The sequence below is a fragment of the Pseudomonas zeae genome (assembly GCF_014268485.2).
In the GTDB taxonomy this organism is placed as follows: domain Bacteria; phylum Pseudomonadota; class Gammaproteobacteria; order Pseudomonadales; family Pseudomonadaceae; genus Aquipseudomonas; species Aquipseudomonas neuropathica.
The window spans coordinates 5,795,156-5,819,135 of the sequence record NZ_CP077090.1 but is presented as its reverse complement, the minus strand read 5'-3'; the positions used below and the strand labels follow the sequence as shown (position 1 = coordinate 5,819,135).

Genomic DNA, 23,980 nt, shown 5'->3' with positions numbered 1-23,980 from the left:
TTTATTCAGGATGGTTTTTAGGTCCGGCCTGCTCAAAAGGAAGGTGACTTATGCGAATAGACCGTTTAACCAGCAAATTACAGTTGGCCTTGTCCGACGCCCAGTCGTTGGCTGTCGGCCACGATCATCCGGCGATTGAGCCGGCGCACTTGATGCAAGCCATGCTTGAACAGCAGGGTGGTTCGATCAAACCTCTGCTGATGCAGGTGGGCTTCGACGTCAACAGCTTGCGCAAAGAGCTGACCAAAGAGCTCGACCAATTACCGAAAATCCAGAACCCGACCGGCGACGTCAACATGTCGCAGGATCTGGCGCGCCTGCTCAATCAGGCTGACCGTCTGGCCCAGCAGAAGGGCGACCAGTTCATCTCCAGCGAACTGGTGCTGCTCGCCGCAATGGACGAGAACAGCAAGCTCGGCAAGTTGCTGCTCGGCCAGGGCGTGAGCAAGAAGGCCCTGGAAAACGCTATCAACAATCTGCGTGGCGGCGAAGCGGTAAACGACGCCAACCACGAAGAGTCGCGCCAGGCCCTGGATAAATACACCGTCGACCTGACCAAGCGCGCCGAAGACGGCAAGCTTGACCCGGTGATCGGCCGTGACGACGAAATTCGTCGCACCATTCAGGTTCTGCAACGCCGCACCAAGAACAACCCGGTGCTGATCGGTGAGCCTGGTGTGGGTAAAACCGCGATTGCCGAAGGTCTGGCCCAGCGCATCATCAACGGCGAAGTGCCGGACGGCCTCAAGGGCAAGCGTCTGCTTTCGCTGGATATGGGCGCGCTGATTGCCGGTGCCAAGTATCGCGGTGAGTTCGAGGAGCGCCTGAAATCGTTGCTCAACGAGCTGTCGAAGCAGGAAGGGCAGATCATTCTGTTTATCGACGAACTGCACACCATGGTCGGCGCCGGTAAAGGCGAAGGCTCGATGGATGCCGGCAACATGCTCAAGCCTGCGCTGGCGCGCGGTGAGTTGCACTGCGTTGGCGCGACCACGCTCAACGAGTACCGCCAATATATAGAGAAGGACGCGGCGCTTGAGCGACGCTTCCAGAAAGTCCTGGTGGATGAGCCGAGCGAAGAAGACACCATTGCCATCCTGCGTGGCCTTAAAGAGCGTTACGAGGTTCACCACAAGGTGGCAATCACCGACGGCGCGATCATCGCCGCGGCCAAGCTCAGCCATCGCTACATCACTGACCGGCAGTTGCCGGACAAGGCCATCGATCTGATCGACGAGGCCGCCAGCCGCATCCGCATGGAAATCGACTCCAAGCCGGAAGTGCTCGATCGTCTGGAACGTCGCCTGATTCAGTTGAAGGTGGAATCCCAGGCGCTGAAGAAAGAAAGCGACGAAGCGGCGATGAAACGTCTGGAGAAACTCCAGGAAGAAATCGTCCGCCTCGAACGCGAGTATTCCGATCTGGAAGAAATCTGGAACTCGGAAAAAGCCGAGGTGCAGGGTTCTGCGCAGATTCAGCAGAAGATCGAGCAGTCGCGGCAAGAACTGGAAGCCGCGCGCCGTAAAGGTGACCTCAACCGTATGGCTGAATTGCAGTACGGGGTGATCCCGGATCTGGAACGCAGCCTGCAAATGGTCGACCAGCACGGCAAGAGCGAAAACCAGTTGCTGCGCAGCAAGGTGACTGAAGAAGAAATCGCTGAAGTTGTGTCGAAGTGGACCGGCATCCCGGTGTCGAAAATGCTCGAAGGCGAGCGCGACAAGCTGATGAAGATGGAAAGCCTGTTGCACAAACGGGTGATCGGTCAGGAAGAGGCCGTGGTCGCCGTCGCCAACGCGGTACGCCGTTCGCGCGCCGGGTTGTCCGACCCGAATCGTCCGAGCGGCTCGTTCATGTTCCTCGGCCCGACCGGTGTCGGTAAAACCGAGCTGTGCAAGGCGCTGGCCGAATTCCTCTTTGATACGGAAGAGGCGATGGTGCGGATCGACATGTCCGAGTTCATGGAGAAACATTCCGTGGCTCGCCTGATCGGTGCACCACCGGGATACGTCGGCTACGAAGAGGGTGGTTACCTGACCGAGGCGGTGCGTCGCAAGCCTTATTCGGTGATCCTGCTGGACGAAGTCGAGAAGGCGCACCCGGATGTATTCAACATCTTGCTGCAAGTGCTCGAGGATGGGCGCCTGACCGACAGCCATGGCCGTACGGTGGATTTCCGCAACACCGTGATCGTCATGACTTCGAACCTGGGGTCGGTACAGATCCAGGAACTGGTCGGTGATCGTGAGGCTCAACGTGCTGCAGTCATGGATGCGCTGACGTCGCACTTCCGTCCGGAGTTCATCAACCGGGTCGATGAAGTGGTGATCTTCGAGCCTTTGGCGCGGGATCAGATCGCGGGCATTACCGAGATCCAGTTGGGCCGTCTGCGCAGCCGTCTGGCCGAGCGCGAGCTGAAGCTGGAACTCAGCCCGGAGGCGATGGACAAGTTGATCGCCGTTGGTTACGACCCGGTGTATGGCGCACGTCCTTTGAAACGGGCAATTCAGCGCTGGATCGAAAACCCGCTGGCGCAGTTGATCCTCTCGGGTCACTTCATGCCGGGCGACACGGCAACCGGCACTGTCGAGAACGACGAAATCGTTTTCAACTAAGCCTGAGCGCCAATGAAAAAACGAGGGCCCCACATTGTGGGGCCTTTTTTTTCGTTAGGCTGTTGAACTCAAAGGAAAAGGCTTGTAAAGTGCGCCCCGCAGTCAGTCGCCAAGACGGTCTCAGCTCACTGAGTTGAAATCTGAAATAAGTTGCAAATCATTAACTTGAAAGCAATTTAGGGGGTTGACAGAGGTGTTCTAGGTTGTAGAATAGCGCGCCTCAGACACACGAACGCAGCGATGCGAAAACGGTGTCGAGAAGCTTCAGGTTTCACAGTTGTAAATTGAAATATGTAGTTCCGTGATAGCTCAGTCGGTAGAGCAAATGACTGTTAATCATTGGGTCCCAGGTTCGAGTCCTGGTCACGGAGCCAATTTCAAGCCGGGGTATAGCGCAGTCCGGTAGCGCGCCTGCTTTGGGAGCAGGATGTCAGGAGTTCGAATCCCCTTACCCCGACCATTTTTGGGTCGTTAGCTCAGTTGGTAGAGCAGTTGGCTTTTAACCAATTGGTCGTAGGTTCGAATCCCACACGACCCACCATTTTTGAAACCAGTTTGCGCTGGGATCGAATCTTAAGATCAGAGGCCAAAAGCGCTGATCGAAGAAGGCGATCTTTGAAAGGTCGCCTTTTTTTTACCGGGGTATAGCGCAGTCCGGTAGCGCGCCTGCTTTGGGAGCAGGATGTCAGGAGTTCGAATCCCCTTACCCCGACCATATTAAAAATCCTCGTATCGAAAGATACGGGGATTTTTTTTGTCCGACAAAAACTCATTTCCCCTTCAAGTCATCATACAACCGGCCGATAGCCCGCTAACACGAGGGGACTGCCATGGCTTTCGCCCCTTGAATCAGGCCAATACAAGAATAAGGGCGTTCGTCATGTTGCTTCGTCAGTTGAATATTGCTCCCCGGGCAGCCCTGGGGTTCGCCCTGATCGCGGTGTTGGTGGCCTTGCTCGGCGTGTTTGCGCTGGGGCAGATGTCGAGCATTCGCGACAGCGAGGTCGCGGTAGAAAACCAGTGGCTGCCGAGCATTCGTGGCGGCGACGAGATTCGCGAGATCATGCTACGCATCCGCACCATCTCGTTGCGTATGGCGCTGGATCAGGACGCGAACAATATCGCCACCTACCGCAGCCAGATGGACACCCGCGACAAAGAGCTGAGCGAGAAAATCGCCGCCTACGACAAACTGGTCAACACCCCGGAAGGCCAGCAGCTATATGACCAATTCAAAAAAACCTTCGCCGCGTATCGCAGCGGTATCGCTCAATCCTTCGCCCTCGCCGAGCAAGGCAAGCGTGATGAATTGACCAAATTGTTGCTGGTCGACATGAAAACCGTCGTCGATGGCTCCGGCAAGCAACTCAACGACCTGGCGGATTTGTTCGCCAAACAGGTCGCCGCAGAAAGCCAAAAGTCCGCTGCGCACTACGAAAACTCGCGCACGATTGTCAGCTTGTTTATTGCCTTGGCCGCGCTGGCCACGGTGGCACTGGCGATGATGCTCACCCGCAGTATCGTTCGTCCGCTCAGCAGCGCCGTGAACGCAGCAGAAAGTGTCGCGCAGGGGGATCTGACCCGGCCGATCGAAACCCATGGCAACGATGAAGTCAGTCGCTTGCTCAAAGCCTTGGCAACCATGCAGCAGAACCTGCGCGAGACGCTGCAAGGCATCAGCGGTTCGGCGACGCAACTGGCGACCGCTGCCGATGAACTCAATGCGGTAACACTCGACAGCACCCAGGGACTGCAACAACAGAACAACGAAATCGAACAAGCCGCGACGGCCGTCAACCAGATGACGGCAGCAGTGGAAGAGGTCGCACGCAATGCGGTATCGACGTCTGACGCGACCCGTCAATCCAGCGAGTCGGCGCATCTGGGTCAGGTGCGCGTCAGTGAGACCGCCACGGCCATCAATGCATTGGCCAGCGACGTGCAACAGACCGGTGAGTTGGTGCAATCACTGGCCAATCAATCGCAGGACATCGGCAAAGTGCTCGACGTGATTCGGGCGATTGCCGAGCAGACCAATTTGCTGGCGCTCAACGCGGCGATTGAGGCGGCACGCGCCGGGGAGAGCGGGCGAGGCTTTGCCGTAGTCGCCGATGAAGTACGCGCGCTGGCCTATCGCACGCAGCAATCGACGCAGGAGATCGAGCAGATGGTCCAGGGCATGCGCAGCGGTTCGAGCCTGGCGCTGGATTCGATGCAGGCCAGTACCGCACGGGCGACGACCACGCTGGCCTTGGCTGAGCGTGCCGGTGAGGCGCTGCAAACCATTACCGCGTCGGTGCATGAGATCCATGAGCGCAATCTGGTGATCGCCAGCGCAGCTGAAGAACAAGCGCAAGTAGCCCGGGAAGTGGATCGCAACCTGGTGAATATTCGTGATTTATCGGTACGTTCGGCCGCCGGTGCCGACCAGACCAGCGCGTCCAGCCATGAGTTGTCGAAACTGGCCAATGCCTTGCAGGGCATGGTACGGCGCTTCCAGTTGTAAACGGGCAGACGTGAAAAAGCCGCGTTTCTCTCAGGAGAAGCGCGGCTTGTTTTTTATTGTCGATCAGGCGCCGTCTTGGTCTTTCAGGTGTTCGAACAGACCTTTTGGCATCTTCTTGCCATTGGCTTCAAAGTTGGCCTTCACGTTGTTGTAGGCCTCTTGTTCGTCGATGAAACCGTCATGGTTGGTGTCGATCTTGTCGAAATCGGACTTCGGCGCGACTTTCAGAAATTCGGCGCGCGAGACCTTGCCGTCACCGTCGCTGTCCGTCTTGGCCATCGAAGCATCGCCACATTTGCCTTCACCGCATTTGCCTTCCGGTGCTTTCACCGAAGTTTCTGCCGAGGCGACCATGTAGCCCTGCGCCAGTGGTTGAGCGGCAAACACCGAACCGGACAACATCAGGCCGCCCGCCAGCGCGGCGCCGATCAGGCCAATGGATTTTTTACCGAGGGTCGAAGTACGGGACATTTACATTCTCCTGGGCTGCACTGCGCAACCACACGTTAAGGACGATTGCCTGAGCAGGTGTTGCTCGGGTGTGGCCATTAAGCGGTGGCGGTGTATCGCGTCTGTGTCGCGGAGCGGGGGAGTTTGTAAGCGAAGGAGGGAAAAGCGGGGCGGGGATACAGTAAGAAACAGATCTTTCGATCAACACAAAACATTGTGGGAGCGAGCCGGCTCGCGAAAGCGTCGGGTCAGTCGCATTAACATTGACTGACAGAACGCATTCGCGAGCAGGCTCGCTCCCACAGGTTTTAGTGCAGTTTCAGGCGCGGCTCGGTGCCACGGCCAATCTTGCTGCCCAGCATCAACATCGCCGTGCGGAACGGCCCGTACAGCGCCATCTGGTGCATACGATACAGCGACACGTAAAACATCCGCGCCAGCCAGCCTTCGAGCATCACGCTACCGGTCAGATTGCCCATCAAGTTACCCACCGCCGAAAAGCGCGACAACGAGATCAGCGAGCCGTAGTCGGTGTACTTGTACTCCGGCAAGGTCTTGCCTTCGATGCGCAGTTTCAGCGATTTGGCCAGCAGCGACGCCTGTTGGTGCGCGGCTTGGGCACGCGGCGGCACATTGCGATCGGTACCCGGTTGCGGGCACGCGGCGCAGTCACCGAAAGCAAAGATGTTCTCGTCGCGGGTGGTTTGCAGCGTCGGCAGCACTTGCAGTTGATTGATGCGGTTGGTTTCCAGACCGTCGATGTCCTTGAGGAAACCCGGCGCGCGAATGCCCGCTGCCCAGACTTTCAGGCTGGCCTTGATCTCGTTGCCATCGGCGGTGACCAGGCTGTCGGCGGTTACTTCGCTGACCGAAGCGTTGGTCATCACGTTGACCCCGAGCTTTTCCAGGGTTTTGTGCACCGGCCCGCTGATACGCTCTGGCAGGGCAGGCAGTACCCGTGGACCGGCTTCGATCAGAGTGATGTGCATGTTTTCCGGTTTGATCCGGTCCAGACCATAAGCCGCCAGTTCGTGCGCGGCGTTGTGCAGTTCAGCCGCCAGCTCGACACCAGTGGCGCCAGCGCCGACGATCGCAACGCTGATTTGCTCGACCACATCGGTTTGCCCGGCGTGTGCACGCAGATAGTGATTAAGCAGTTGCTGATGGAAGCGCTCGGCCTGTTTGCGGGTGTCGAGGAACAGGCAGTGCTGCGCCGCGCCCTGAGTGCCGAAGTCGTTGGTGGTGCTGCCGACGCTGATCACCAGTGAGTCGTATTGCACTTCACGTGCAGGAACCAGTTCTACGCCGTTTTCGTCGTAGGTGGCGGCCAACTGGATTTTCTTCTGTGCGCGATCGAGCCCGCTCATGCGCCCTAGCTGGAACTCGAAGTGGTTCCATTTTGCCTGGGCAACATAGTTGAGTTCGTCTTCGGAGGAGTTCAGCGATCCGGCGGCCACTTCGTGCAACAGCGGTTTCCAGATGTGCGTCAGGTTGGCGTCGACCAGCATCACACTGGCCGTGCCGCGCTTGCCCAGAGTCTTACCCAGACGGGTAGCCAACTCCAGACCGCCGGCGCCGCCGCCGACAATAACAATACGATGGGACATAGGGATAACTCGCAAGGTTTTTAAAGGAAATCGGTGCGGTTACCCAAGCGAGCGCCAAGCTGCTCATAGCGTCAGGTAACTGATAAATCGGCTCAACAGGCCAAGACCAATGGTCACTGCCAGCACCAGCACGAGGAGCATCCATGGCCGAAATGGCCGGCGCTCGACTCGGTGTTGGGACAGTTGCAGGTACTCTTCGACATGTTTCTGGTCTTCGGGGTTCAGGCGGCTGGTCATATTTGCCTCGTCAGGTAGACGTTGCTGAATGGGCAGAAGCTACAGCGGTTTTTATCCGGGGTTGAACGCAGCATAGCCGCTGTCCGGAACCGGTTCGACGCTCACCCGGTCTTCGAGGCGAATGATCCCGCTTTGTAACACCCGCGCGGTAATTCCGCCATGGCCGCGCACCGCTTGAAAGGTGCCCGGGCCGAGGTTGTTCTGCAGGCGTGCGCAGGGCTGACACCAGCCCGTGGTTTCGAATATTGCCTGACCGATACGAAAGCGCCGACCCTTGAGACTAAACAAATTGATACCGCTGATAACCAGATTGCGCCGCAGATCTTCAGGCCTGACGGGTTGATCGTCGGGGCGACCCATCAAGGCGCTGATTACCGCCAGATGTTCCCACTGGATCAGGGTTACCTGCCGCGCGTTACGCACACCGGGACGGGCATGATCGCCGGTCAGTCCTGCTTCCAGCCGCGCCTCGACGGCATCGAGTTCGATCATCGGCCCGCGCGACTCGGGGCGCACGCCAATCCAGCGCACACATCCGGTCTGCGGCACATCGGCGATCAATTGCTGAAGGGGGGTCACAGGCTGATTCCCACATCAAACACGATGCTGCGACCGAGGTTGCTGCGCAGAAAATCCGGCGCGTCCGGGTGGGCGAACAGCACGCGGGCGAAGGTCGGGCCGACGAGCGACAGCGAGCGCCAGCCTTGACGCAGGTATTCGGTGGGCGGGGGGAAATGGCTATTCAAATCCAGTACTTCTCGTTTGAGGCTGGCGAAGGCGATGATGTCGAGTTCGCCCAAGTCCATACCGCGTTCTTTGTAGTTGTGTGCTTTTTTGCGCAGGGTCGGCGCCAGTCGCAGCAGGAATTCATTGGCCGGAATCCGTTTCGGCTTGGCTTCGCGGCGCACCAGTTGGCTGAGGGAAAAGGCGCTGCGTCGTCGCTGCAATTCATCGCGCCATTCGTCGTTAAGCCGACGGCCCTCGTCGAGCACGAAGAACACCTCGAAATTGGCATCGCGGAACAGCACGTCCGGCGGTTCGCCGGCCGGCGCGAATTCGTCGGCGCGGTAGGGAATGTTCAGGCCTTGCAGCAGGCGCTGGCAAACCCAACGCTCACGCTCCCATTTGCGTGCATTGGACAGAAAGGCGTTGGCCTGCTCGGCCGCGATGGTCAGCAGGCGTAAATAATCTGAGTCATCCATAAGCCCAAGCTTAGCGTTCAAATGCGACAAGCTGAAAGCGTTCCGCGGCAAAGTGCATCAGTGGGCAGTGGAGAAGGGCGGTGTAGACTCATGGAAATCGATTATTTGCGCCAAACCGTGAGGACTCATCGTGAAATTTCGCTGGCTGCTGCTGTTTGCTGTTTTTCCGCTGTGTGCCCATGCGCTCGAAACCGGTGAGCGTCTGGCTCCCTGGACGTTGCTCGATCAGTACGAGCAACCCTTCACCCTCGACAACAGCACCACCACGCTGCTGGTGGCACGGGATATGGACGGCGCCAAGCTGATCAAGGAAGCGTTGAAGGACCAACCCAAGGGCTATCTGGAGGCCCGTCACGCGGTGTTCGTTGCCGACATCCAGCGCATGCCGGCGCTGATTGCCAGAATGTTTGCCGTACCGGCCATGCGCGACTACCACTATCGGGTCATGCTGGATCGAGAAGGACGGGTTGCGTCGCGCTATCCCGGCGCGGAAGGCCAGGTGTTGTGGTTGCAACTCAAGGACGGTCGATTGCTCTCGCAACGTGAGTACGCCAACGCGGGTGACCTGCGCGAGGCACTGGAGAAGGCGCGCCCATGATCGGCGTCGAGGTGATGGCGACTGAAAGTCTGTTGCTGGGCTGGCTGATTTATCTGCCGGTGCTGCTTTGGGCGATCGTGCGGGCGCCGTGGGTCGAGTTGTTCAGCGACAGCCGGCGTCAGCATCTGCTGTTCGGCACCGTGTTTGCGTTGTTTCTCTTGTGGTTGATGCGCAGGGATTTCGACACAGGCGTGTCGTATCACTTCCTCGGTATGACGGCGGTAACCCTGTTGCTGGACTGGCCGCTGGCGATCGTTGGCGGGCTGGTGGCGCAAATCGGCCTGGTGCTGCTCGGGCGTCAGGATCTTGCGGCGATGGGGGTCAATGGCGCCTTGTTCATTTTGCTGCCGGTGCTGGTCACCGAGTGTGTGGCGATCCTCGTCGAGCGTGCTCAGCCACGCAATCCGTTCGTGTACATCTTCTGTTCCGGCTTCTTTGCCGCCGCGCTGTCAGCCCTGTTGTGCCTGATCCTGAGCCTGACGCTGCTGTGGTACGACGGCCTTTTCGCCATGCCGGAGTGGCTGGAAGACTTCATCGGTTACGTGTGGCTGATCATTTTCCCCGAAGCGTTCATCAACGGCATGATCATCAGTGCGCTGGTGGTATTCAGCCCGGAGTGGCTGGAGACCTTCAACCGCACGCGCTACCTTTCGGCGCCGTGGAAGGACGACGATCCGAAGTCTTGATCCACATCAAATACGCCACGCGCGGGAAATTTCATGCTCGCGCAAATCCCTTCAGGAGCAGCGGCATGAGTGTTTACGAGTGGGCCAGGCAGGAGACCCGGCAGAGTCTGGACATGGCGCAGGAGGTGGGCTTTGACCCGGGGTTGAGTTTGCGTGCCTTGCTCAGTGCGGTGGTGCAGCAGAGCAAGGCCGTGCGCAACGCCGAAGACCTGGCCGACGAGTTGCGCTTTCTGGCGGAAAACCTCGACGACGATCAGGACTACGGCTTTATGCGGCCCTGATCGAGATCAGTGACGCGGATCGAAGTCGCCGGAAAACAGTTCGTCCTCGGCATCCGGTGCGACCGGAATCTTGTGTTCTTCAGAGGCCCAGGCGCCGAGGTCGATCAGTTTGCAGCGCGCGGAGCAGAATGGACGAAATTCGCTTTCAGGCGTGAATTCCACGGGGGCGCCGCAGGTTGGGCATTCAACGGTGGGGATCTGGCTCATGCTTGGCCTCCGGATAAAGTCAGGTAAAAGTGATGCAGACGCTCTACTTCGCTGTGCAGCCAGGCGAGGTCGCGGTCGTTGACCACTACGTCGTCGGCGCGGCTCACACGCTCTTCGCGGCTCGACTGAGCCTTGAGGATCGCCTGAACCTGCTGCTCGCTGGTCTGGTCACGCTGCAAGGTACGTTCGATCTGCAATTGTTGCGGGGCGTCGATCACCAGGATGCGCTGAGTCATCGCGTATTGCCCGGATTCGATCAACAGCGGCGAAACCAGTATCGCGTAAGGCGATTTTGCCAGCGCCAGATGATGAGCGATTTCCTCGGCGATCAACGGATGCAGCAGGGCTTCGAGCCAGCGGCGTTCTTCCGGCACTTCAAAGATCAGTTTGCGCAGGGCGGCGCGATCCAGCGTGCCGTCGCCCTGTAAAACGCCAGGCCCGAAGTGTTCGGCTATTTTTGCCAGTGCCGGACGTCCGGGTTCAACCACCCAACGCGCCGCGTGATCGGCATCCACCACGTGGACACCCAGATCAATGAAGTGCTGAGCCGCTGCGCTTTTGCCGCTGCCGATGCCGCCGGTGAGGCCGAGAATCCAGGGTTTTTCCACAGGGGTATTCATTTCAAACCGACAAACTGCCAATAGAAGGCGGTTATTTGACCACCCCAGAGCAAGGCAATCCAGCCGGCAATTGCCAGATAAGGGCCGAAGGGGATTGGCGTCGAGGTTTTTTGCTCGCGCAGGCGCAACAAAATCACCCCGATAATGGCGCCGACCAGTGATGACAACAGAATCGTCAGCGGCAGAATCTGCCAGCCGCCCCATGCCCCCAGCAGCGCCAACAGTTTGAAATCACCATGACCGATGCCGTCCTTGCCAGTCAGCAGTTTGAACAGCCAGAACACTGACCACAGCGCCAGATAACCGGCCACCGCGCCCCACAACGCATCGTGCAAGGTCACGAACAGGCCGAAACTGTTGACGATCAACCCCAGCCACAGCAACGGCAACACCAGCACATCAGGCAATAGTTGATGCTCGGTGTCGATCAGACTCATCGCCAGCAGACCCCAGGTGAGGACGATCAGCAGGCACGCCGGCCAACCGAAACCCAAGTGCCAGGCGATGAAGGCCGAAAGCAGCCCACAGGCCAGCTCGGTCAACGGATAACGTTTGCTGATCGGAGCGGAGCACGCTGAACAGCGCCCGCGCAGCCATAGATAACTGAGCAGGGGAACGTTCTCCCACGGGCGAATCCGGTGGGCGCAATGCGGGCATTCGGAGTGCGGCAGCATCAGGTTGTAGATGGGTTGCGAGGCTTCGCCGGGCAAACCGAGCACATCGTGTGCCTGCTGGCGCCAGTCGCGTTCGAGCATTTTCGGCAGGCGCCAGATCAGCACATTGAGGAAGCTGCCGACCACCAGGCCCAGCAGCAGGGCGGTGCCGACAAACGCTAGCGGATACATGGCAAACAGTTCGTCGATAGGCATGTCAGATCGCTGAGCCGAGTTGGAAGATCGGCAGGTACATGGCCACCACCAGCCCGCCGACGATTACCCCCAGCACGACCATGATGAACGGCTCCATGAGGCTGGTGAGGTTGTCGACCATGTTATCCACTTCTTCCTCGTAAAAGCCCGCAACCTTGTCGAGCATGTCATCCAGGGCGCCGGACTCTTCGCCAATTGCGGTCATTTGCACGGCCATGCTGGGAAAGACCCCGGTGCTGCGCATCGAGAAATTCAGTTGCATACCGGTGGACACGTCCTGGCGAATGCGCAGCACGGCTCGCTTGAAGACCACGTTGCCGGTGGCGCCGGCCACCGAGTCAAGCGCTTCGACCAACGGCACACCGGCGGCAAACGTGGTGGACAAGGTTCGAGCGAATCGCGCCACGGCGGACTTGTACATCAGTGTGCCCACCAGTGGCAGTTTCAGCAGCCAGGTGTCTTTGCGATCGCGCAAGGCTTGGGATGTTTTAAGCGCGTGGCGGGTGCCAAAAATCGCTGCGACCAGTGCAGCGAGAATCGCCCACCACCATTGCTGCATGAATTCCGACAGGCTGATCACCATCAGGGTGAACGCCGGCAGTTCGGCACCGAAACCGGAAAACACTGACTGAAATTGTGGCACTACTTTGACCAGCAGAATCCCGGTGACAACAGCCGCGACCAGCACCACGGCGGTGGGATAGGTCATGGCTTTCTTGATCTTGGCTTTGAGGCTTTCGCTTTTTTCCTTATAGGTCGCGACGCGTTCGAGCAAGGTGTCGAGGGCGCCGGACTGCTCGCCGGCATCGACCAGGTTGCAATACAACTCGTCGAAATACTGCGGTTTCTTGCGCAGGGCTGCGGCGAAGCTGTTACCGGCCGCGACCTCCTGTTTCACGTCGTCCACCAGTTTGCGCATGGCCGGGTTATCAAAGCCTTCGCCAATAATGTCGAACGACTGCAACAGCGGTACGCCGGCTTTCATCATGGTCGCCATCTGCCGGGTGAACAGGGCAATGTCCCGGGCCTTGATGCGTTTGCCAAAGCTCAGCAATGACGCGGATTTCTTGCGCACCTTGCCGGGATTGATCCCCTGTTTACGCAATTGTGCCTTGATCAGCGCCGGGTTCTGGCCGCTCAGTTCACCGGTGACTTTGCTGCCTTTTCTGTCCGTGCCTTCCCAGGCATAAATACTGATTTTTGCTGCCTTGACCGCCATGTTCAGTCCTTGGTGACCCGGTTGATTTCTTCAAGGCTGGTGATGCCTTGCATGGCCTTGTGCAGCCCGGAGGTGCGCAGGTCGTCGAAGCCGTCGCGGCGCATCTGCAGGTCGATTTCCAGCGAGTTGCCTTCGGCCATGATCAAGCGTTGCAGCTCCGGTGTGTTTTTCACCACTTCATAAATCCCCACGCGTCCTTTGTAACCGCCGTTGCAGTGATCGCAACCGACCGGCTCGTAGATCGTGAAATGGCCGATGCGTTCCTCGGGGAAGCCTTCCTTGAGCAAGGTTTCGCGCGGGATCTCGATGGCTTTCTTGCAGTGGCTGCACAGTTTGCGCGCCAGGCGCTGGGCGATGATCAGGCTGACCGAGGTGGCGATGTTGAAACCGGGAATGCCCATGTTGTGCAGGCGCGTCAGGGTTTCCGCAGCGCTGTTGGTGTGCAGGGTCGAGAGCACCAGGTGACCGGTCTGCGCGGCTTTGATGGCGATCTCGGCGGTTTCCAGGTCGCGGATTTCACCGACCATGATCACGTCCGGGTCCTGACGCAGAAACGAGCGCAATGCCTGGGCAAAGTCGAGCCCTTGCTTGGGATTGACGTTGACCTGGTTGATGCCTTCCATGTTGATTTCCACCGGGTCTTCGGCGGTGGAGATGTTGATGTCGACGGTGTTGAGAATATTCAGGCCGGTGTACAGCGAAACGGTTTTACCCGAACCGGTGGGCCCGGTGACCAGGATCATGCCCTGTGGCTGCTTGAGTGCGGCCATGTACAGATCTTTTTGCTCGGGCTCATAGCCGAGGGCGTCGATACCGATCTGCGCGCTGGACGGGTCGAGAATCCGGATCACCACTTTTTCGCCCCACAGGGTCGGCAGCGTGTTGACCCGGAAATCGATCGACTTGCTTTTCGACAGGCGCATCTTGATCCGCCCGTCCTGAGGTTTGCGCCGTTCCGAAATATCCAGGCTGGCCATGACTTTCAGGCGTGCGGCGATGCGCCCGGCCAGTTGAATCGGCGGTTTGGCAACCTCGCGCAGGATGCCGTCGGTGCGCACCCGCACCCGGTAGTTTTTTTCGTAAGGCTCGAAGTGCAAGTCGGAAGAACCGCTTTTGATCGCGTCGAGCAGCATCTTGTGCACGAAGCGCACCACCGGCGCATCGTCGGCGTCGAGGCCGCCGATGGCGTCCTGCTTGCTGTCGTCGACGGATTCGACATCGACCCCGTCGAGATCGACATCGGCCATGTCCTCGAGACCGCTGGTGTGGGTGTCGAAGAATTTTTCGATGGCATCGGTAAGTTTGTCGTCCTCGACCAGAATGGCTTCGGTGCTCAGCCCGGTGCTGAATTGAATGTCGTTGATCGCTTGATGATTGCTCGGGTCGGAAATGCCCACGAACAGCTTGTTGCCACGCCGCCACAAGGGCAGGGCGTGATGCTGACGCACGAGTTTTTCGCTGACCAGGCCTTTGGGCTGGGTTTCCTTGTCCAGGCAATTGAGATCAAGCAAGGCCATGCCGAAATGCTCACTGGCAATCTCGGCCACCTGCCAGCTCTTGACCAGTTTGTTCTGCACCAGATAGCTGACCAGCGACAGGCGATTGCGCTGGGCCTGTTGCCAGGCTTGCTGGGCGCCTTTTTCCGTGAGCAGTTCGGCCTGGACCAATTGCTTGGCCAGACCGCTCAGAGCGATGTCATTCATGGGGATTCCGCACGCTTGCCGTTCATGACTTATAGCCTAGTCAAGTGACAGCGCCAAACACGGCGGGTGCAGGTGACAAAAAGTGTCAGATAGTGCGGTTACAGGTTGTAGGAATTGGCGTTGCAAGCGCTTCGCGCCTAATGAACGGGGCTTTGCAGGCATTGGCATGGCCTATGCTCCGTGCCTTGCAGATCATGAGAATTCGACTCATGCATGGAGCGTGTCTATGAAAAAACAACAAGGTTTTACTCTGATCGAGCTGCTGATCGTGGTGGCGATCATCGGGATTCTGGCGACCATCGCGTTGCCGCAGTATTCCAAGTATCAGGCGCGGTCGAAGGTGACGGCGGGGCTGGCGGAAATCAGCGCGCTGAAGGTGCCGTTTGAAGACACCATCAATCAAGGCACTGATCCGACTCTGACCCTAGTCGCGGGCAGTGCCACCGCTGCGACTTCCAACTGCACACTGGCCGCTTCCGGCACGGCATCCACCGGTGCCGGGACCATCACTTGCACATTGCTCAATGCTCCGGGTCCGGTGCTGAGCAAAACCATCACCCTGACACGTTCCTCAGGGACCGGCGCAGGTGTGTGGACTTGTGGTACCACCGTTGCTCCGGACTATTCGCCTAAAGGCTGCACTGCCACCGGTACATAAGCTGACGTGTGCTGGCCAGAATGCTCCGCTCTGCGGGGCATTTTTATTGTCTGGCACTTTACAAAAGCTTCAATAATTTCAGCGCCTTAGGAACTTTCCAAAAAACCGCAACTTGCATGTGAATATTCATCGAGTCATGCATTTTGCATGAATCCGGAATTTTCATATATCTGTAACCTATTGATTTATATACCTTTTGTGTCTTTCAAAAAGTTGGCACAACGTTCGCAACTACCTTGGTAACCCTGCTGACAAGACAACCAGCAGACTTTCCAGAAAAACAGGAGTTACTCGTATGAAGAAGTTCGCTATCACTGCCGCTGCTGCTACCGCGCTGACCCTGACCATGGCTTCCGGTGCATTCGCACAATCCACCCAGGCTACTCAGGCTCCAATGACTCTGGCCGCCGGTGAAGTCACCAAGGCGAAAGAAGCTACTTCCGACACCTGGATCACCACCAAAGTCAAAAGCGATCTGGTCACCGAAAAAGGCATTCCGGGCACCGACATCAAAGTAGAAACCAACAAAGGCGTGGTTTCCCTGTCCTCCACTGTTGCAGTGACCGAGGCTCAGAAAACCACCGCAGTGAACATCACCAAGAAAATCAAAGGCGTTAAAGCGGTCTCCGCTGACGGCCTGAAAGCCGAGTAAGGCATGACTTCTCGCCTGGACCGGGAGAAGGCGCGACAGACGGGCCGAGCCATACGTCTGCCGCAACTTTAGAGTTCATGCGAACGGTCACACGGATGTGACCATTACGGGCCCCGGCACTTGTGTCGGGGCCTGTTCTATTTCAGGAGCATTACAAAACAATTGTGGGAGCGAGCCTGCTCGCGAATGCGGTCTGTCAGCCGACGAAGATTTTGACTGACACGACGCATTCGCGAGCAGGCTCGCTCCCACAGGGGTTTGGTGTTGGTTTAGTTACCGCGTTTGCTGTTGATCTGCCGCAGGCGATTGCCTTCGAAGCGCAGGTATTGATACATGCCGTTGCTCGGGCCGTAAGTCCACTCCTCGACCTGAAACTCCTCGCGGCGATTGGCGCTGCGCTTGTAGCCCAACACATTACGGCTGACCGGCTCACCGCATTTCTGCAGGACTTCGCTGGAACGGTCGCCCAGGCTGATCAGTTGACTGCCGCAGCGCAGGGTATCGGACGCCGAGGCGTGGCTGGCCGCGAAGGTCATTGCGATCAAGGCCAGCCACTGCAGTTTCATCATTCGGCATCCAGGTGCATTTGCGTCACCACGCGGCCATCGCTCTCGGCTTCACCGAGACTGGCGTCGATGAAGTACACGCGGTCGTCTGCCAACTGGCCTTTATCGACCAGATAATCCTTGATGCTGCTGGCACGGTCCTGACCCAACTGACGCAACAACACCTCGCTGCCACTCCAGAACTTGATCACGCCTTCGCGCATCTTCGCCGTGCGTTCTTCCTTGCCCAGATCCTTCCATTGCGCCGGTGGCTGGGTTTTCAGGCGGGTGCGGTAAATGCCTTCGAGCAGTGGACCTTTCTCGTTGTCCGGCACTTGCAGCAATGACGCCTGCGCCGGGACTTTATCGCCGCGACGCTGGAGCATCTTGTAGTAGTTGTACTGGTACTCACGCTCCAGACGCTGCTCGGCGAGCAATGGACCATCGCTGCTCTGCGCGGCAGTGCCTTCGATTTCCAGACGCAGGGCCGGGCGCTCCTTGAGCGCCTGAGACAGTTTGATCAGCGCCGCTTCGGCATCCTTGTTCAACTCGCTGGAACCCGGGGCAAACGACACCGTGCCAAGGTCTTCCGAACCGCCGCCACTGATCAGTCCGCCAATCATTTTGAAGGGCGCGGCAGCGGCTTTGACGATGAGATTGCGCAGGGTCTGCCAGACAATCGGCATCACGCTGAATTGCGGGTTGTTCAAGTCGCCGGTCACCGGCAACTCGATGGAGATCTTGCCGTCGACGTCTTTGAGCAAGGCAATCGCCAGTTTCAGTGGCAGGCTCACAGCATCCGGGCTGTCGACTTTCTCACCGAGTTGCAATTGCTCGACCACCACTTTGTTTTCGGCTTTGAGCTGGCCCTTGGTGATCAGGTAATGCAGGTCGAGGTTGAGGCGGCCCTTGCGGATGCGGTAACCGGCGAATTTGCCGGAGTAGGGCGTCAACGTCGTCAGCTCGACACGTTTGAAACTGGTGGCGATGTCGAGGCTGGCCATCGGGTCGAACGGATTGACCGCGCCCTTGATGGTCACCGGTGCATAGCGGTCGACCTTGCCTTTGATGTCGACACTGGCCGGTTTCGCCTGACGGCTGTCGATGGTGCCGATCTGGCCATTGAGTTGCTGCACGGCGGTAGCGAAATTCGGCGTCAGGCTGAAGTCGGCGAAGTTGGCCGAACCGTCGTTGATGGCGATGCCGCCGATGTGAATGCCCAGCGGTTTCTGGTTGCTGGCCGGTTTCGCTGCTGCGCTTTTGGTGCCGCTGTCGGCGGGCTGCGGGATCAGCAGGTCATCGATGTTGGTGGTGCGATCATCGTTGATCATGAACCGCACATACGGCTGGAACAGGTTGACCTTGTCAATCGACAGGCTGTCGCCGTGCTGATAGTTCAAGCCTTCGACCACGACCTGCTGCCACTTGAGGAAATCGCGGGTTTTCAGGGTGTCGAGGGTGTGCAGTTGATCGATCTGCGCGCGCCCGGTGACGCTTAGGGCCAGCGGCTCGGTGCTCTTGAGATTGACCTTGAGATCACTGCCGAGCATGCCGCTGCGCAGTTCCAGGCGAATGAACGGGTTGATGTAAGACTGCGCGACTCGCAGGTCGATGTCCTGGGTTTTTACATTGAGCTGGGCGTTGACTGGGGCGAGATTGACCGTGCCGTCAGCCGTGATCTTGCCTTGCTTGCCCACACCGCTGTCGAGTTTGAGCTTGAAGGGCGAGCCGTTGAGGCTGTCGAAGTCTTGCAGATCGACATTCAGCGGGGTGATGTCCAGTGCTACTGCCGGTTTGGCCGAGCGGTCGGCCAGATGCACGGTGTAATTGCGCAATTGCACGTCTTTGAGCAGCACTTGCCACGGTTTGCTCGGCGCCGGTGGGGTTTTCGGCGAGTCGGCAGCTGCCGGTGTGTTCGCCGGTTCGGCAGCCGCTTTGGCAGCCGGTTTCGATGGCTGGCTGGCAAACAGTTTCTGCCAGTCGAGTTGGCCGTCGGCTTCGAGCGCCGCCCAGGTTTCCAGTTTCTGGCTGCGGATCTTGCCGACCACCACTTGTTGTTTGGCCAGATCCACCGAGGTCTCGCTGACATCGAGTCGTTCAAGTTTCGCCAGTGGCCGCCCGTCCGGAGCCTTGATGGCGAATGGCGCGATGCTCACTGCGACATTGTTCAACTGCAGTTCGGTTTCTTTCGACAGATTGAGTTTGTATTCGCTGCTGAGGCTGATCACGCCGTCTTCGAGTACCAAAGGCACCGAGTCACGCACGTAGGGCCAGAAGGCTTTCATCTTGCCGTCGGTGACTTTCAGGGTGCCTTCCGAGGTGAATGGGATCAGGCTGAAGTTGCCGCTCCAGTCGATCCGGCCACCGGCGGGGCCGATGGCGACCAGGGTCATGTCGGCGCTGTCTTCGGGCAGGGTGCTGAGGTTTTTCAGTTCGAAGCTGAGGTCATCGTAGAGAAATTCGATGGGTTCGCTGGGACGCACGTCCTCAAAGTGCACGACGCCGCCGGCCAGTTTGATGTTGTCGATGCGCAGCGGGAAGGGCTTGGCGTCAGGGTCGGCCGGTGTCGGCTCGCTGGCCGGCACATTGAACAGGCCGAGCAGGTTGAGCTTGCCGTCTTTGGCGAAGAGGATTTCGGTTTTTGGCTTGTCCAGCTCGATGTTGGCCAGATGCAGGGCTTTGGTCCACAGGCTGTCGATTTGCAGGTCGGCGTACAGGCGATCAAAACCGATCTGTTCCTTGCCCGGCTCGCCGATGACCAGCCCCCACAAGGTAACTTCAAGGCTGAACGGGTTGAGCTCGATACGCTGGATATGCGCAGGCACTGTTGCGTAGTTGGCCAGTTGCTGATTGGCCACGCGCAGGGCGATGCCCGGCAAAATCAGAAACCCCAGCAGGCTGTAGAGGGCCAGAGCAGTCAACAAGGCGCCAATCGCGCGAATCAATCCTTTGGGCATGTGCGGCTTCATCTGTCTGAATCGGAGTGCCTTGGAGTATGGCACGCGATTCTGGTTCCGAAGTACATCGCATGGAGCAGGATTGTTCAGATTCTTCTGTAGGAACGCTTTCCATGTGGGAGCGAGCCTGCTCGCGAAGGCGTTCTATCAGTCACTCTATCTGCTGGCTGATACACCGCTTTCGCGAGCAGGCTCGCTCCCACATTGGATAGTTGTCGGCTGTGCGGGAGTGTCACAGCTGCAGAATCAGGGTTTTCAGCGGCGGTTGCTGATCCATCGACGGGAAGTCGGCGCCTGGGGTCATCACGCTCCACTCACGCACCGGTCGCCCGGCCTTCTCGGCACAGCGCAGCACCTGCTCGCGCCAGTCGTCCATGCTGACTTTCGCCAGATTGTTGCAGCAGATCAGCACGCCATTATCGGCGGTGGTCAGCAGGGCCGGTTTGAGCAGGCTCTGATAGTCACGCAGCAAATCGACAGTGCCGAATGCGCTCTTGGCCCACGCTGGCGGATCAAGCAGCACCAGGTCGTATTGGCGCTGTTCCAGACGCTGATAGCTCGGCAGTTTCTGTCCACGACGCTGACTGATCGGCAGCCCGGCGAGTTGGCGGATGGCCGGGAAGTAGTCCGACTGGATGAATTCCATCTCCGGCAACTGCGGGTTGAGCAGGCCGTTTTCGCGACCGACCGCCAGATTGCCTTCGGCGAAATCCAGATTGCACACTTCACGCGCGCCACCGGCGGCCGCGCTGAGGCCGACGCCGCAGGTGTAGGCGAACAGGTTGAGCACGGATTTGCCTTGGGCGTGATCCTTGACCCAGCCACGGGTGTTGCGCAGATCGAGGAACAGCAAGGGATCCTGCCCGGCATGGCGGCCGCGCACCCGATAGTTGAGGCCCCATTCGTGGCCGACCAGATCTGCCAGCGCTGCGTCATCAGCTTTGTAGACGCTGTCTTCACGGTCAATGCGCGAGTTGCCACGGGATCGGTCGTTGTAAACCAGCAAGGTTTCCATCCCCAGGCTCTGATTAACCATGGCGTGCAGTTGCAGCAGGTCGTCCCGCTCCAGCGTCTGGTGGAAGCTTTGCACCAGCAGTTGCGGGCCGTAGCGGTCGATGGTCAGGCCGCCGGCGCCTTCCTGGCTGCCGTGGAACAGCCGATAGCAATCGGTGCCCTGGCTATGCAACTCGGCCAGCAGATCCTGGCGTTGATCGAGGGCGGCGCGCAGCGCCTGATTCAAGGAAGACATGCGGGCGCCTTGCTGGAGAGAATGGGGGCGCGGGAGTTTAGCAGCTTGGCGGGCAATCGAGTTGCGCCCTTCGCGAGCAGGCTCGCTCCCACATGGGATCCATGGTGCAAATTAGATCTCCTGTGGGAGCGAGCTTGCTCGCGAAGGCGTCCGACGAAGTTTTCAGCTCAAGCCCATCCGGCGTTTGGCCCGTTGCACCGAACCATTACGCATTGCCCAGCGCAGCATCGGTGCGCTGCGTCTGACGCTGGCGCGAATCAGTTGCCGTTGCAGCGAACTCTGGCGGACGTCGAGCATGTCGCTGGCCCAGTCCGGCAACAGGTCGATCCCGGCCTTCATCATCAGATCGCCAAACGGTCGCGCCAGAACACTCGGCGCCGGCGCGTCGAGCAGCAGGCGCAAGACTTCGCGGCTGCGCTCGTCGCACAGCAACTGCGGGCGCATGCGTTGCAGATACTCGGCCACGGCTTGCCGCGATTTCGGTACATCGCGCGCGCCCAGGCGTTCGGCTATCACGGCGATTTCCGTGTAATAACGATCCTGATCTGCCCCCGACAACTGCGGATTGCGATAACGCAAATGCGCCGCCAGAAAGTTACTCACTTCCGCCACATGCACCCAGGTCAACAAATCCGCATCGCTGGCTGCGTAGGGCCGGCCATCAGGCGCCGTGCCGACCACCTGCAAATGAATGGTGCGCACTTTCTCGATCAACCAGTCGGCGTCCCGGCGCGAGCCAAACGTCGTACCGGATACAAACTGGCTGGTGCGCCGCAAGCGCCCGAGCATGTCCTCACGAAAGTTCGAATGATCCCAGACCCCGGCCAATGCCAGCGGATGCAAAGCTTGCAGCAACAGCGCGCTGATGCCACCGATCAACATGCTGCTGAAATCGCCGTGCACCTGCCAACTGATCGAGTCCGGACCAAACAGGCCGGGATCGCCCTTGGGGTTTTCCAGGTCGAGCTGACCGAGCGACAGCCCGGTCAGGCTCATGAGTTGCTGTTCGATACGGCTGCGGATGAATTCCATGACCACTCAGTGAGAAAGGCCAGGCGCGGCCGGTTGACCGCGCCCGGGGTGTTACTGATTGAGGCGCGTGTCGATCAGGCCTTGCACCACACTCGGATCGGCCAGGGTCGAGGTATCACCGAGGCTGTCGAGTTCGTTGCAGGCGATCTTGCGCAAGATGCGCCGCATGATCTTGCCTGAACGGGTTTTCGGCAAGGCCGGCGCCCACTGGATCAGATCCGGTTTGGCGAAGCTGCCGATTTCCTTGCTGACGTGGGCCAGCAATTCTTTCTTCAACTCGTCATTGGGTTCGGTGCCGTTCATGGGTGTGACGAAGGCGTAGATGCCCTGACCTTTGACGTCGTGGGGGTAACCAACCACGGCGGCCTCGGCGATGCTGTCGTGCAATACCAGTGCGCTTTCCACTTCGGCGGTGCCGATGCGGTGACCGGAGACGTTGATCACGTCATCGATGCGCCCGGTGATCCAGTAATCGCCGTCCTCATCGCGGCGTGCGCCGTCGCCGGTGAAGTAGTAGCCGGGGTAGGGTTTGAAATAGGTGTCGACCATGCGCTGCGGGTCGCCATAGACGCTGCGGATCTGCGCCGGCCAGCTCGACTTGATCGCCAGCACGCCACTGCCGGCGCCTTTGATTTCCTTGCCGTGCTCATCGAGCAGCACCGGTTGCACGCCGAACATCGGTTGCGTGGCGCAGCCAGGCTTGATTCGCTGGGCGCTGACCAGGGGACTGAGCATGATGCCGCCGGTTTCGGTCTGCCACCAAGTGTCGACGATGGGGCAGCGCTGTTCTCCGACGACATTGAAATACCATTCCCACGCTTCCGGGTTGATCGGCTCACCGACGCTGCCGAGTAATCTGAGGCTGGCGCGCGAGGTTTCCTTCAACGGCTCGGCGCCTTCGCGCATCAACGCGCGCAGGGCGGTCGGCGCGGTGTAGAAAATGTTGACCTTGTGTTTATCAATCACCTGCCAGAAACGTGAACTGCTCGGATAGCTCGGCACGCCTTCGAACATCAGCGTGGTCGCACCATTGGCTAGCGGGCCGTAGACAATGTAGCTGTGACCGGTGACCCAGCCGACGTCAGCAGTGCACCAGAACACTTCGCCGTCGCGGTAATCGAGCACGTACTTGAAGGTCATCGCCGCTTGCAGCAGGTAGCCGCCGGTGGTGTGCAGCACGCCTTTGGGTTTGCCGGTGCTGCCGGAGGTGTAGAGGATGAACAGCGGGTCTTCGGCGTCCATCGGCTCCGGTGGGCAATCGTCGCCGACCTCGCGCACGGCCTGGTGATACCAGAGGTCACGACCCTCGACCCAGTCGACTTTGCCTTGGCTGCGCTCGACCACCACGACGGTGCTGACGTCGGGGCAACTTTGCAGGGCTTGGTCGACGTTCTGCTTGAGTGGCACGAACTTGCCACCGCGCACGCCTTCATCTGCGGTGATCACCGTGCGGCAATCGGCATCGAGAATGCGGTCACGCAGGGAGTCAGGGGAGAAACCGCCAAACACCACCGAATGGATTGCGCCGATCCGCGCGCAGGCGAGCATGGCGTATGCGGCCTCGGGGATCATTGGCATGTAGATGCACACCCGGTCGCCTTTCTTCACACCACGGCTTTTCAGCACGTTGGCCAGGCGGCAGACGTGGTGATGGAGTTTTTTATAAGTGATTTGCGCTGATTCTGCCGGGTCGTCGCCCTCCCAGAGCAGGGCGGTCTGATCGCCGCGCTTGTCCAGATGGCGGTCGATGCAGTTGTAACTGACGTTCAGCTTCGCACCGGCAAACCAGGCGGCTTCACCGGTTTTCAGGTCGTAGCGCTGAACGGTCTGCCACGGCGTGCTCCAGTCGAGGAACCGCGTGGCCTGTTCGGCCCAGAAGGTGCTGGGGTGTTCAATGGATTCGCGGTACAGGCGCCGATAGTCTTCCTGACTCAACTGAGCGGCCCGGCGGACGGCATCGGCTTTGGGGAACGTGCTGATATCGAACATGACGGTTCCTTATTCTTGTGGTGCGACAGGAATAAAGATGCGCCGAGCGATGCAGAGGTTCAAGTCATGTGTAAAACAACTGTGGGAGCGAGCCTGCT

General features: G+C 59.0%; 22 protein-coding genes and 4 tRNA genes. 11 read left to right on the top strand and 15 right to left on the bottom strand.

Annotation, left to right across the window (positions count from 1 at the left end; translation table 11 throughout):
* Nucleotides 1-50 precede the first annotated feature (50 nt).
* From clpB to HU754_RS25660, 6 genes are all read left to right on the top strand, one after another.
* Nucleotides 51-2,615, top strand: a complete 2,565-nt coding sequence (gene clpB, locus HU754_RS25685; RefSeq protein ID WP_093434855.1) for an ATP-dependent chaperone ClpB — start codon at nt 51-53, stop codon at nt 2,613-2,615.
* A 298-nt stretch (nt 2,616-2,913) separates the two neighbouring features.
* Nucleotides 2,914-2,989: transfer RNA gene (locus tag HU754_RS25680), tRNA-Asn, on the top strand.
* A gap of 9 nt (nt 2,990-2,998) precedes the next feature.
* Nucleotides 2,999-3,075 (top strand) — tRNA-Pro (locus tag HU754_RS25675).
* Nucleotides 3,076-3,080: 5 nt separating this feature from the next.
* Nucleotides 3,081-3,156: transfer RNA gene (locus HU754_RS25670), tRNA-Lys, on the top strand.
* Between the two features lie 97 nt (nt 3,157-3,253).
* A tRNA-Pro gene (locus HU754_RS25665) sits at nt 3,254-3,330 on the top strand.
* Nucleotides 3,331-3,495: 165 nt separating this feature from the next.
* Nucleotides 3,496-5,121 carry a methyl-accepting chemotaxis protein gene (locus HU754_RS25660; RefSeq protein WP_186625097.1) on the top strand — a complete coding sequence of 542 codons (1,626 nt, stop codon included), beginning with the start codon at nt 3,496-3,498 and terminating at the stop codon, nt 5,119-5,121.
* Between the two features lie 63 nt (nt 5,122-5,184).
* On the opposite strand, the gene HU754_RS25655 is transcribed toward HU754_RS25660, so the two are convergent.
* The 5 genes from HU754_RS25655 to HU754_RS25635 form a co-directional block, all read right to left on the bottom strand.
* A complete protein-coding gene (locus tag HU754_RS25655) occupies nt 5,185-5,592 on the bottom strand; it encodes an HvfA family oxazolone/thioamide-modified RiPP metallophore (RefSeq protein WP_016986236.1) in 408 nt (135 codons plus the stop codon).
* A 287-nt stretch (nt 5,593-5,879) separates the two neighbouring features.
* Nucleotides 5,880-7,178 carry an NAD(P)/FAD-dependent oxidoreductase gene (locus HU754_RS25650; protein ID WP_186625101.1) on the bottom strand — a complete coding sequence of 433 codons (1,299 nt, stop codon included), beginning with the start codon at nt 7,176-7,178 and terminating at the stop codon, nt 5,880-5,882.
* A 63-nt stretch (nt 7,179-7,241) separates the two neighbouring features.
* Entirely contained in the window at nt 7,242-7,415 is a 174-nt protein-coding gene (locus tag HU754_RS25645; protein ID WP_007909875.1) for a DUF3094 domain-containing protein, read from the bottom strand.
* Between the two features lie 51 nt (nt 7,416-7,466).
* Entirely contained in the window at nt 7,467-7,994 is a 528-nt protein-coding gene (locus HU754_RS25640; protein WP_095048688.1) for an MOSC domain-containing protein, read from the bottom strand.
* Nucleotides 7,991-8,617 carry a DUF1780 domain-containing protein gene (locus HU754_RS25635; protein WP_007909887.1) on the bottom strand — a complete coding sequence of 209 codons (627 nt, stop codon included), beginning with the start codon at nt 8,615-8,617 and terminating at the stop codon, nt 7,991-7,993. Before HU754_RS25635 ends, HU754_RS25640 begins: the two co-directional genes overlap by 4 nt.
* 130 nt (nt 8,618-8,747) lie before the next feature.
* Between HU754_RS25635 and HU754_RS25630 the strand changes: the two genes are divergently transcribed.
* The 3 genes from HU754_RS25630 (at nt 8,748) to HU754_RS25620 (ending at nt 10,182) form a co-directional block, all read left to right on the top strand.
* The gene (locus HU754_RS25630; RefSeq protein WP_186625103.1) at nt 8,748-9,215 is read left to right on the top strand and encodes an FAD/FMN-containing dehydrogenase; all 468 of its coding nucleotides are present in this window, start codon (nt 8,748-8,750) and stop codon (nt 9,213-9,215) included.
* Complete coding sequence (locus tag HU754_RS25625) at nt 9,212-9,901, top strand: energy-coupling factor ABC transporter permease (RefSeq protein ID WP_186625111.1); 690 nt, start codon at nt 9,212-9,214, stop codon at nt 9,899-9,901. The genes HU754_RS25630 and HU754_RS25625 overlap by 4 nt, the downstream gene beginning before the upstream one ends.
* Before the next feature lie 65 nt (nt 9,902-9,966).
* A complete protein-coding gene (locus HU754_RS25620; protein ID WP_007909901.1) occupies nt 9,967-10,182 on the top strand; it encodes a hypothetical protein in 216 nt (71 codons plus the stop codon).
* A gap of 6 nt (nt 10,183-10,188) precedes the next feature.
* On the opposite strand, the gene yacG is transcribed toward HU754_RS25620, so the two are convergent.
* From yacG to pilB, 5 genes are read right to left on the bottom strand one after another with little or no spacing between them, the layout of a single operon-like run.
* A complete protein-coding gene (yacG, locus tag HU754_RS25615; RefSeq protein WP_186625120.1) occupies nt 10,189-10,389 on the bottom strand; it encodes a DNA gyrase inhibitor YacG in 201 nt (66 codons plus the stop codon).
* Nucleotides 10,386-11,009: a dephospho-CoA kinase gene (gene coaE, locus HU754_RS25610; protein WP_093434870.1), complete on the bottom strand. Its 624-nt coding sequence runs from the start codon at nt 11,007-11,009 to the stop codon at nt 10,386-10,388. The genes yacG and coaE overlap by 4 nt, the downstream gene beginning before the upstream one ends.
* A complete protein-coding gene (locus tag HU754_RS25605) occupies nt 11,006-11,878 on the bottom strand; it encodes a prepilin peptidase (protein WP_093434872.1) in 873 nt (290 codons plus the stop codon). Before HU754_RS25605 ends, coaE begins: the two co-directional genes overlap by 4 nt.
* A 1-nt stretch (nt 11,879) precedes the next feature.
* Nucleotides 11,880-13,097, bottom strand: coding sequence for a type II secretion system F family protein (locus HU754_RS25600; RefSeq protein ID WP_093434875.1), 1,218 nt, complete (start codon nt 13,095-13,097; stop codon nt 11,880-11,882).
* A 2-nt stretch (nt 13,098-13,099) separates the two neighbouring features.
* A complete protein-coding gene (pilB, locus tag HU754_RS25595) occupies nt 13,100-14,800 on the bottom strand; it encodes a type IV-A pilus assembly ATPase PilB (protein ID WP_093434878.1) in 1,701 nt (566 codons plus the stop codon).
* Nucleotides 14,801-15,026: 226 nt separating this feature from the next.
* Here pilB and HU754_RS25590 point away from each other — a divergent pair, with 226 nt between their 5' ends.
* Both HU754_RS25590 and HU754_RS25585 read left to right on the top strand, forming a co-directional pair.
* On the top strand, nt 15,027-15,458 hold the full coding sequence (locus HU754_RS25590; protein ID WP_093434881.1) for a pilin: 432 nt from the start codon (nt 15,027-15,029) through the stop codon (nt 15,456-15,458).
* A gap of 295 nt (nt 15,459-15,753) precedes the next feature.
* Nucleotides 15,754-16,110 (top strand): BON domain-containing protein, encoded by a 357-nt coding sequence (locus HU754_RS25585; protein ID WP_077574577.1) that lies wholly within the window; start codon nt 15,754-15,756, stop codon nt 16,108-16,110.
* 269 nt (nt 16,111-16,379) lie between these two features.
* Here the strand turns inward: HU754_RS25585 and HU754_RS25580 are convergent, their stop codons facing one another.
* From HU754_RS25580 to acs, 5 genes are all read right to left on the bottom strand, one after another.
* The gene (locus HU754_RS25580) at nt 16,380-16,676 is read right to left on the bottom strand and encodes a DUF2845 domain-containing protein (RefSeq protein WP_186625170.1); all 297 of its coding nucleotides are present in this window, start codon (nt 16,674-16,676) and stop codon (nt 16,380-16,382) included.
* Entirely contained in the window at nt 16,676-19,624 is a 2,949-nt protein-coding gene (locus HU754_RS25575; protein WP_186625122.1) for a DUF748 domain-containing protein, read from the bottom strand. The genes HU754_RS25580 and HU754_RS25575 overlap by 1 nt, the downstream gene beginning before the upstream one ends.
* Nucleotides 19,625-19,844: 220 nt before the next feature.
* Nucleotides 19,845-20,861 carry a class I SAM-dependent rRNA methyltransferase gene (locus HU754_RS25570; protein ID WP_186625124.1) on the bottom strand — a complete coding sequence of 339 codons (1,017 nt, stop codon included), beginning with the start codon at nt 20,859-20,861 and terminating at the stop codon, nt 19,845-19,847.
* Nucleotides 20,862-21,023: 162 nt separating this feature from the next.
* Nucleotides 21,024-21,893 (bottom strand): oxygenase MpaB family protein, encoded by an 870-nt coding sequence (locus tag HU754_RS25565; RefSeq protein ID WP_093434896.1) that lies wholly within the window; start codon nt 21,891-21,893, stop codon nt 21,024-21,026.
* Nucleotides 21,894-21,944: 51 nt separating this feature from the next.
* Nucleotides 21,945-23,882 (bottom strand): acetate--CoA ligase, encoded by a 1,938-nt coding sequence (gene acs, locus HU754_RS25560; protein ID WP_186625126.1) that lies wholly within the window; start codon nt 23,880-23,882, stop codon nt 21,945-21,947.
* Nucleotides 23,883-23,980 lie beyond the last annotated feature (98 nt).